The 9,660-nt window shown below is 53.0% G+C and carries 12 protein-coding genes; 7 read left to right on the forward strand and 5 right to left on the reverse strand.

Features of this window, described 5'->3' with window-relative positions; all coding sequences use genetic code 11:
• The first annotated feature begins 280 nt into the window (after positions 1–280).
• Positions 281–811 (forward strand): transposase, encoded by a 531-nt coding sequence (locus IT781_RS16855; RefSeq protein ID WP_194971344.1) that lies wholly within the window; start codon positions 281–283, stop codon positions 809–811.
• 92 nt (positions 812–903) lie between these two features.
• Here the strand turns inward: IT781_RS16855 and IT781_RS16860 are convergent, their stop codons facing one another.
• The 4 genes from IT781_RS16860 to IT781_RS16870 all read right to left on the reverse strand — a co-directional run bounded on the left by IT781_RS16860 (position 904) and on the right by IT781_RS16870 (position 4,711).
• Positions 904–1,137: a hypothetical protein gene (locus tag IT781_RS16860; RefSeq protein WP_194971345.1), complete on the reverse strand. Its 234-nt coding sequence runs from the start codon at positions 1,135–1,137 to the stop codon at positions 904–906.
• A 14-nt stretch (positions 1,138–1,151) separates the two neighbouring features.
• Entirely contained in the window at positions 1,152–1,535 is a 384-nt protein-coding gene (locus IT781_RS16865; protein WP_194971346.1) for a hypothetical protein, read from the reverse strand.
• A 635-nt stretch (positions 1,536–2,170) separates the two neighbouring features.
• Positions 2,171–2,299, reverse strand: a complete 129-nt coding sequence (locus tag IT781_RS22645; RefSeq protein WP_255528713.1) for a hypothetical protein — start codon at positions 2,297–2,299, stop codon at positions 2,171–2,173.
• 546 nt (positions 2,300–2,845) lie between these two features.
• Positions 2,846–4,711: an AAA family ATPase gene (locus IT781_RS16870; RefSeq protein ID WP_194971347.1), complete on the reverse strand. Its 1,866-nt coding sequence runs from the start codon at positions 4,709–4,711 to the stop codon at positions 2,846–2,848.
• Between the two features lie 318 nt (positions 4,712–5,029).
• Between IT781_RS16870 and nifE the strand changes: the two genes are divergently transcribed.
• The 6 genes from nifE to fdxB are packed head-to-tail and all read left to right on the forward strand — an operon-like array spanning position 5,030 to position 9,345.
• On the forward strand, positions 5,030–6,424 hold the full coding sequence (gene nifE, locus IT781_RS16875; RefSeq protein ID WP_194971348.1) for a nitrogenase iron-molybdenum cofactor biosynthesis protein NifE: 1,395 nt from the start codon (positions 5,030–5,032) through the stop codon (positions 6,422–6,424).
• Entirely contained in the window at positions 6,421–7,812 is a 1,392-nt protein-coding gene (nifN, locus tag IT781_RS16880; protein WP_194971349.1) for a nitrogenase iron-molybdenum cofactor biosynthesis protein NifN, read from the forward strand. Before nifE ends, nifN begins: the two co-directional genes overlap by 4 nt.
• Positions 7,803–8,288 (forward strand): nitrogen fixation protein NifX, encoded by a 486-nt coding sequence (nifX, locus tag IT781_RS16885; protein ID WP_194971350.1) that lies wholly within the window; start codon positions 7,803–7,805, stop codon positions 8,286–8,288. Before nifN ends, nifX begins: the two co-directional genes overlap by 10 nt.
• 38 nt (positions 8,289–8,326) lie before the next feature.
• Positions 8,327–8,800, forward strand: a complete 474-nt coding sequence (locus IT781_RS16890; protein WP_194971351.1) for a NifX-associated nitrogen fixation protein — start codon at positions 8,327–8,329, stop codon at positions 8,798–8,800.
• Between the two features lie 9 nt (positions 8,801–8,809).
• Complete coding sequence (locus IT781_RS16895) at positions 8,810–9,025, forward strand: CCE_0567 family metalloprotein (protein ID WP_194971352.1); 216 nt, start codon at positions 8,810–8,812, stop codon at positions 9,023–9,025.
• Positions 9,026–9,039: 14 nt separating this feature from the next.
• Positions 9,040–9,345, forward strand: a complete 306-nt coding sequence (fdxB, locus tag IT781_RS16900) for a ferredoxin III, nif-specific (RefSeq protein WP_194971353.1) — start codon at positions 9,040–9,042, stop codon at positions 9,343–9,345.
• Between the two features lie 36 nt (positions 9,346–9,381).
• Here the strand turns inward: fdxB and IT781_RS22460 are convergent.
• Positions 9,382–9,660 (reverse strand): hypothetical protein (locus tag IT781_RS22460; RefSeq protein ID WP_228779229.1); only part of this gene is annotated, 279 nt, incomplete at its 5' end.

Below are 9,660 nucleotides of genomic sequence, written 5' to 3' on the forward strand. Positions count from 1 at the left end.
AGTGTCTGTGTTGGCATCAGAAGCGAGACAGAAGGCTTGATCTACAGTACAAGGTTGATCCTTAAGGGCGGTAACAAGCTCTTTCTGTCTCAAGTCATGATAGCTAATCACGACCGGGATAAAGATACAAGGTTGGGCACATGCTGTTTCGTGCCCAACTGAGCCCGGCTTGCAATTTTGGGTTATGGAAATAGCGCGACAGGCTGGGTTGGAACTTTAGCGGAAACCCAGCATAACCACTGAAATAGCACAACCAAGGTAATTCATCTAAGCTTTGCAGATGCGAATCTATAAACGCGTCCGACTAACCGGGGCACAGTATTTCTTTACCGTGAATCTTGCCGAGCGTCAGGGTAACGATCAACTGATCCGGCATGTCGACCACTTGCGCACCGCTTTCCGGCAAACGCGCGACGACCATCCCTTCAATATCGATGCTATCGTCATCCTGCCTGAGCATCTGCATTGCATCTGGCCCCTGCCGCCCGGCGATGACGATTACCCGACGCGTTGGCGTCTAATCAAGACACGGTTTTCAATGCGCCTGACTGCTGATGAAGCCATTTCCGCCAGTCGCAAGCGCAAAGGCGAAAGAGGCATCTGGCAACGGCGCTATTGGGAGCATTACATACGCAACGAACGGGATTTCCATCACCATCTGGATTACATCCATTACAACCCCGTCAAGCACGGCTACGTCCAAGCGGCCAAAGACTGGCCGTATTCGTCGTTCCAACAATGGATCAAGCGCGGCATGTACCCCGAAAACTGGGCCGCCTCCCCGGATATCCAGGACTATTCATGGGAATAAGCTTATGTAACTTATGTAGGCTGGGTTGGAGCTTTAGCGGAAACCCAGCATAGGCGGCTTCGAATGCTGGGCTTAACAACCCAGCTTACGCGCTAGTCATCGCTACGGACGAGCTTTTCATACGGAGGGAGATTATCCGATTCAGCCAGGGCCTCCTGATAAGCTCGTTTGAGAGCTTCTGCCGCATTGGTGTAGCTCAATAGCAATGTTTCCAATTCGCTTCCTTCATCTGCTGGTAAGGAGTCAATTGTCTGTTCAAGATCTGCTATCTTGAAATCGACAGCTTGAATAGCTAAGGCGAGAGTTCTTCCATTTATGTTTGGCATTATTGACTCCTTAATCAATCTTCAAAGATACGCGCCCGAGTTCTACTGCTCGGACGATGGCATTGCGTGCAAAATTGTCTAGTGCGCCATCCGTCGTTTTTGACGATGAGTGAATCTGGAATTATCGTCCCGTTCGGAATTTCAAAGGAAAGCCAGCCTTCTTTTGTAAAAACGCCTGGCCGATCAAAAAGCGAAGTTCCACCGCCAGCAAGAACGTATTCGACTCCGTTTTCTTTTCGTATTTCAACATCTGGCGGTCTGACGTTTCCATTTCCCAAATCCTTCTCGTAGAAGTCAGGATATAACACTCCGGGAGTTGGATCTTTTCCATCAAAGACGCCGTCGGGAAACTGCTCAATTCTTATGGAACGATACAGATCGAGATCTGTTGTGGACATGCATGAACCTCACTTTTCATTTCATTATGATGACTAATGTTATGCTTAATCCGCTGCCAAACGCTGTATGGCGCGATAAGCTGGGATGGAGCTTAGCGAAAGCCCGGCATGGGCGGCTTCGAAATGCTGGGCTTACCAACTCAGCATGTGTGTTTCCGAATGCTGGGTTTAACAACCCAGCCTACGCGCTCAGGTTATGTAGGCTGGGTTGGAGCTTGGCGGAAACCCAGCATGGGCGGCTTCGAATGCTGGGTTTACCAACCCAGCCTACCGCGCTGTATAGCGTGGCAAGCTGGGATGGAGCTTAGCGGAAGCTTAGTATGACTGGCTTCGAACGCTGGGATTACCAACCTAGCCTACCAAGCTATCATTTACACAACCTCAAACATGCAGGCTGAGTTGAAGCTCTGTAGGGCACGCATCGCGTACCTTTCTAAAAATTGAAAATTGTTGGCATTGAATAAGGTACGCGATGCGTACCCTACCTGGCTTTGCTCAGAGCTTAAGCAGATCCATACGGAAGCCGGTCGGCCGCCTTTTTGAACCCGCTTTTGTAGGCTAGGTTGAAGCCTTAGCGAAAGCCCGGCATTGGCGACTTCGAGAGGCTGGATTTATCAACCCAGCCTACCGCTTATTCACATCTTCAGTGGCACACCAATAACAGATTGCAGCGCTATCCATATAATCACACAAGCGATAACAACTAGTATCGTTTTAATGTATTTTGATGTTTCGGCATCATCATTATTTTCTGGTTTTGACATAATAAGATATCCCCATGGTTTAATTACTGGGCCCATCTGAATCATAAGTTATATGCGTTTTATAAACGCTGTAGCCATTGCCTGGCAAGAATTTGTGTTATTTAAATTTGCAAGATTTCAAATTAATTGCGTAGTGCGTAGGCTGGGTTGGAGCTTGGTGGAAACCCGGCATGGACGACTTAAAAATGCTGGGTTTTTCAACCCAGCCTACCATGCTATTACCTTGCAGTCACTTCTATATTCCTGTTAATCACCTTTTCACTTGCCACAGATAGGGCGGCTTCGAATGCTGGGTTTAGCAACCCAGCCTACCGCGCTTTGTTAATTCTTTTTCTGTTTCGAAAGAAACTTAGTCAGGTAGGGTGGTTTCGCGCAGCAAACCGCCATTTCAAACAGGCCAGATAGTATTGCGGAACATTTCGGTTTTAAGGCTCCGTTTGTGGTGGATTGCCAAGGCAAATCTACCTTACAAGTCATCCATCATACGGCCATGCCAAGGCAAATCCACCATACGAATCATCCGCCATACGGCCATTGTTTACCATGCTAAGCCGTCTCGCAGACAAGCACGGCCGTGATTACTTCATTTATATCTGTATGAGCATCAAGAATTGCTTTTAGCATTTCGACTATCTCGACTCGCTCCGAACCGTCGCTCTGATATTTGGACATTTCAACAATATCCTGAGCGCTCATTAACGGCCAAAGTTTCTCTAGCACATCTTCAGGTCTAGTCCTTGTAGCTGACGCTATAATCTTCTTGGCGTCGCAACTCTCCGTGTATGTAAGCACAACGCCGTACCTATCTTTAACAACACTTGGAGCAATGTAATTCTCGGGCTCCCGTTTCTTCGTGAGTAAAGCAATTTTCCCTAGTTCCCTTATCTCCTCAATCTTCTTAAGGTTACGTGGATGCTCTATCGAATCGCCGAAGTCGGAATCAAGAAGCACGCTCCAATTCAAGCCGAGCTGCTCTATCAACTGCTTTGTCACCCAATGTTTCAAATTGCCACAACCGCCAATCGGTATCACTGCAATACCACAGTCGGCTAAAGTGCGTGGCAAATAGCCTTTCTCATGAAGCACCTGAGCTGAATGATTAACAAAGGTGACATCGCTGTGTCCCTCTACAAGGAGTACAGCTTTTGCTCCAGCCATCCCAGCCTCAGGAAGAACTCCTAAACTAGAAGCTGCTTTTAGCAAGGTATCTTCATCGCCCGGTTCCACTGAGGGAATACCGCTCTCATCCTTAGATACGAAGCGGATTGAGTCTGTAGGCAGAAGCCCTGCGAGCGCAGGGACATGTGTAGTTAGCAATATCTGACAGTCTTCTCGCACCGATAGGCGAAGTAATGCTTCCACAAGCATCACCTGATAATTCGGATGCTGCGATGTTTCTGGCTCTTCAATAGCGTATATTACACGAGGCGAGTGGTTATCCGTCTTTCTCTTTTCAGCTTCAGCCCTAAAGAAATTTAGAAGAATCAGACGACGCGCTCCACTTCCTCTTTTATTCATAGGAACACCGTCGTCACTGTCCAATGTGAAGTTAAAGGTCCACTTGGGAGGCTCTTTGAAACGAGGAGTTAACTCATTGGCAAGATTAGGGTCCATTTCTCTTATTTTGTCTAGAGTCCTATCTGCGACATCAATTACAGATCTTTCGATCTTTGCCTGAATTTCATTAATCTCGTCCTGTAGCTCCTTCTGCGCCTGTTTTACCGCTGCTTGCAGAGGATTTCTTGCCTCAGGATCAACATCGCTGCTTGCTCGATCTGATCTAAAAAGTGCGAACGTGGGAAAGAGTGCTTCCACTCTCGCAAACACCTCTTTCGAATCTGTTCCAAGATCGCTCACCGCAATTTTCTGTATCTTCAGCTCTAGGTTACTCTCATGAGCCCAAATAGCTTTTCTCCATAAAGACGCTACACGCTGATCCTGAACATCTCCCTCAACGCCAAGCTGCTTACCAAGCTTTTTAAGTTCAGATATCTTAAGTCTATGCAGATCACTTATATTCTCGTTAATCGGATGATTCGCGATCACGAATACTGACGGCTTGCCAACAATCGCTTGAACCTTGCATTCCTTCCTTATCTCTAGATCACCATCAGCGTTCGTCAAGAACTCGTCTTGAAGAGTAGTGGGATAATTAGCATCAACAACAACCTGCCCGGGTAGCTCATCGAATATGCAAGTCAACGATATCATATTCGATGTAGCAGACTTACTTAGGTCACCGATATCAATTTTGATTGTTTCATTGTTGAAAAATATCTCGAGCGCTTCGAGTATCGTGGACTTGCCCGCATCGTTCCTACCAAGGAAAGCAGTTAACTCATCAGTAAAATCAACAACAGTTTCCTTTGCATAACCTCTAAAGTTCTCTAACTTCAGCTTCTTAAGCCTCATCCCACTCTCCTTAATTTGTAGTCGCTAATAAGTTATTGTCCAGACCCAGATATTCTATGCTCGTTCTCAAGCTCAGTATTTAAGGATACTTCAATTTAAATAATCACTCCAAATAATCAAACTAAGGAATTGGTTTAAAACCAATACAAAGCACCTTAAACACCATGCTTATCTATCAACCTACTTCCTACACCAATCCCCCAACTTTGTAGCATTTCCTACAATCCCCTCCCCCACCAACCCCAGCAAAATCAACAAACCCCAAACTGGCACAATCATTGCTCTGCCCTAAGTAAAACAAAACTACCGGTCAGAGCCATGAAATCAACCAAAGACATTGCTGAACTACTGGACGAACCCTCCTGCGAGCACAACAAGAAGGAGAAATCCGGCTGCGCCAAGCCCAAGCCCGGCGCTTCGGCGGGCGGGTGCGCGTTTGACGGGGCGCAGATTGCGCTGTTGCCGATTGCCGATGTCGCGCATATCGTGCACGGGCCTATCGCCTGCGCGGGCAGCTCGTGGGATAACCGCGGCACGCGCTCTTCCGGCGCGAGCCTGTACCGCATCGGCATGACCACGGACCTGACCGAGCAGGATATCGTCATGGGCCGCGCCGAAAAGCGGCTGTTCCATGCCATCAAGCAGGCCGTCGAGACCTACCAGCCGCCGGCCGTGTTCGTGTACAACACCTGTGTGCCGGCGCTGATCGGCGACGATATCGGCGCGGTGTGCCGGTCGGCCGAGGAGCGCTGGGGCGTGCCGGTCGTGCCGATCGACAGCGCTGGCTTTTACGGCACCAAGAATCTCGGCAACCGCATCGCCGGCGACGCCATGTTCAAGTATGTGGTCGGCACGCGCGATCCCGACCCGCTGCCGTTGTCGGTCCAGCGCTCGGAAATCAAGATCCACGACGTGAATCTGGTCGGCGAATACAACATCGCCGGCGAGTTCTGGCATGTGCTGCCGCTGTTCGATGAACTGGGCCTGCGCATCCTGTGCACGCTGTCCGGCGACGCGCGCTTTCGCGAGGTACAGACCATGCACAAGGCCGAAGTCAACATGATGGTGTGCTCGAAGGCCATGCTCAACGTCGCGCGCAAACTGAATGAAAAATACGGCACGCCCTGGTTCGAAGGCAGTTTCTACGGTATTACCGACACCAGCCAGGCCCTGCGCGATTTCGCCAAGGCTATCAATGATCCCGATCTGACGGAACGCACTGAGCAGCTCATCGAGCGCGAGGAAGCGCGCATCCGTGCCGAGCTGGCACCGTGGAAAGAACGCCTGCAAGGCAAGCGCGTGCTGCTGTTTACCGGCGGCGTGAAAAGCTGGTCGGTGATTTCGGCGCTGCAGGATCTGGGCATGGTGGTGGTCGCGACCGGCACCAAGAAATCGACCGAGGAAGACAAGGCGCGCATTCGCGAACTGATGGGCGAGGATACGCTGATGATCGAGGACGGCAGCCCGCGGGAACTGATCCGCATCGTGCACGATTACAAGGCCGACATCCTGATCGCCGGCGGCCGCAACATGTACACGGCGCTGAAGGCGAAAATCCCGTTCCTCGACATCAACCAGGAACGCGAATTCGGCTATGAAGGCTATCAGGGCATGCTGGAACTGGTGCGGCAACTGGCGCTGACGATGGAAAGCCCGGTCTGGCAATCCGTCAGGGCACCGGCGCCGTGGAAGAAGGCGAAGGTGGCGGCATGACCGAGATTCTGAAACGCAACAAGGCGCTGTCGGTCAGCCCGCTGAAAGCCAGCCAGCCCGTCGGCGGCTCGCTGGCGACGCTGGGCTTCAACCGCGCCATGCCGATGCTGCACGGCTCGCAAGGCTGCACGGCGTTCGCCAAAGTGTTCTTCGTGCGCCATTTCCGCGAACCGATTCCGCTGCAAAGTACGGCCATGGATCAAAGCAGTTCGGTGCTGGGCGCGGACGAAAACGTGGTGGTTGGCCTCAAGACCATCGCGGAGAAATCGCGCCCGGCCCTCATTACCATCCTGACTACGGGCCTGGCCGAGACGCAAGGCGCCGACGTGCACCGCAACGTCCGCGAATTCAGGGCCGCCCATCCCGAGTTCGACGATGTGGCCGTGGTCGCGGTCAATACGCCCGACTTTACCGGCAGCGTCGAAACCGGCTACGCAGCGACACTGACCGAAATCATCCGCACGCTGGTGCCCGACGCCAAGGAAGCCGGCACCCTGCCGGGCTGGCGCCGACGCCAGGTGAACGTGCTGGTCAGCTACATGCTGACGCCGGGCGATCTGGAAGCGCTGCGCGACATCTTCGAGCAGTTCCGGCTGCGCCCGGTATTCGTGCCGGATTTGTCCGATTCGCTGGACGGCTGCCTGACCGATGACGATTTCAGCCCAGTCACAATCGGCGGCACGCCGCTGTCGGAAATGGCCACATTAGGTCATGCGAAGGCGACGGTCGTGATCGGTGCCTCGCTGCAGAAAGCGGCCGACCTGCTGGAAGAAAAGACCGGCGTGCCGACTTACCGGTTCGACCATCTCTACGGCCTGCACGCCAACGATGCCCTGATCTCGGCGCTGTCCGAGATCAGCGGCCTGGACGTGCCGGAACGCATCGAGCGCCAGCGCGCGCAGCTTCAGGACGCCATGCTCGATACGCATTTCATGCTCGGCCAGCTGCGCATCGCCATCGCGGCCGATGCGGACCTTTTGCATGCGCTGGTCGACCAGGTGCAGGAAATGGGCGCCGAGGTCGTGGCCGCGGTCACGTCCTGCAATACGCCGCAGCTGTCGAGCATACCGGTCGCCAGCATCAAGATCGGCGATCTGGAGGACATGGAGCTGATAGCCAAAGCCGAAAACGCACAGCTGGTGATCGGCAACTCGCACGCCGTCGACAGCGCCGAGCGGCTCGGCACGCCGATTCTGAGAGCCGGCTTTCCACTCTATGACATCATCGGCGGCTACCAGAAGACCTGGATAGGCTACAAGGGCGCGCGGCAGACGCTATTTGATCTGGCTAATCTGGTCATCAATCACGCGCACGAGGAAATCCCCGTTTACCGCTCGGTTTACGCGCAGAAACCGGCGAACGAAGCAAGCGCGCCGTCATGTCATTAAGCAGAAGACTGCACGTCGTGCAAAGTAAAGAAGAGAGCAAATTTATGGATACCGCATTGAAAATCGCTTTTGCCACCACCGATATGGAATACGTCAACCAGCATTTCGGCTCTGCCAGGTCGTTTGCGGTTTACGCCGTCGACATGGAAAACTCCGAGCTCATGGAGGCGGCGCAATTCGGCGAACTGGCGCAGGACGGCAACGAAGATAAATTATCCGTGAAGATTCAGCTGCTGGACGGCTGCGCGGCGGTTTACTGCCAGGCCATCGGCGCTTCAGCCGTCAACCAGTTGATCGGCAAAGGCATACAGCCGGTCAAGGTGCACGAAGGCAGCAAGATCAAGGATCTGATCACCGACCTGCAAAATGAATTGAAGGCGGGCCCGTCCAGTTGGCTGGCGAAAGCGATCAACCGACAGAAGGCCCCCGATCCCAGCCGCTTCGACCAGATGGAAAGCGAGGGCTGGGATGAATAATAACTTTCTCCATCACACCATAATTAACGGAGTACACCATGAGCACTGCTGAACTGGTCGTCCAAGAGGACGACGTACACCTGGATTCCGAGCTTGTCAAAGACCTGATCAAGCAACTGCGCGCCATCGACACCTACGATACGTACGACGGCTGGTCGAACGCGAAAATCATCGATCCTGTGGTACTGACCAAGGAGCGCAAACGCGAAATTCCCGTCGTCGGCGATCCGGACGGCATCACCGTGGCGCGCATCAAGGCCTATTACAATTCGCTGGCGACGCTGATCGAGCAGAAAAGCGGCCTCATGGCCGTGCCTGTGGTTAATCTGACCCACGAAGGCTTCGGCCGGGCGCTGGTCATGGTCGGCAAGCTGATCGTGGTCGATAAGGTTCTGCGCGATGTGCACCGCTGGGGCTTTCCGAGCCTGGAAGCGATGTGCGAGCAAAGCGACAAGACCATCGCGAAAGCGCTGGAACTGATCGAAAAATATCGTGCCGCCGCGACGGATTAGGAGGCTGCCGTGAGTCCTGAAGAACTGAGAAAACTGGAAAAAGAGGTCAAGAAGACCAAACGGCTGGCCGCCGAACAGGCCATGGTGCTGCACGACCTGATCGAAGACCGCCTGCCGGATGCCTATCAGGAGCTGATGGGTATCGCGCAGGCCACTTTCGATGCCTGCAAGGCCTGGGATGAGGCCAACCAGAAATTTAACGCCGCGCAATCCGATGTGGCTTGATAGGGAGTCTTCGTATGTCTGAATTTGTAACCGGCGTCACCTTCGGCGGTGCGGAATGGACGCCATCTTATGTCAACAACATCAACCAGACGACCTGCATCGGCTGCGGACGCTGCTTCAAAGTCTGCCCGCGCGATGTGTTCGACTTGGTGGAAAAATCCGACGTGCTCGCCGCCGATGACCTCGACGATTTCGAGGACGATGACGATGAAAACATGGTCATGAGCATCAAAAACGCCAACGACTGCATCGGCTGTGAGGCCTGCTCGAAGGTTTGCCCGAAAAACTGCTTTACGCATGCGCATAAAAAGGCGGCGTGATTCAGTGTAGGGTACGCATTGCGTACCTTTGGGAAGTTAGAATGAGCGGCAGATTTTTGAAAAGGTACGCAATGCGTACCCTACCAAGCTAAACGCTCTAGCCGATGTTTCGATGGGCACCTTTCCCCGTTTGCCGCGCCGAGCACCGGAGCTTTCGGCGAGAACAGCCCGAAGGGGCGCTGCATGGATGCAGCGCGTTGCCAGAGGGCCAAGGATGGCTCTTCTGGCAACCCTCGGCGAAAGTGAGGAGCGCAGGGAATAAGCGGCAACCGGGCGGCCTTTCTTTTGGTTCCTTTTCTTTGGCCGCGCAAAGAA

The sequence above is a fragment of the Methylobacter sp. BlB1 genome (assembly GCF_015476545.1).
Taxonomy (GTDB): Bacteria; Pseudomonadota; Gammaproteobacteria; order Methylococcales; family Methylomonadaceae; genus Methylobacter.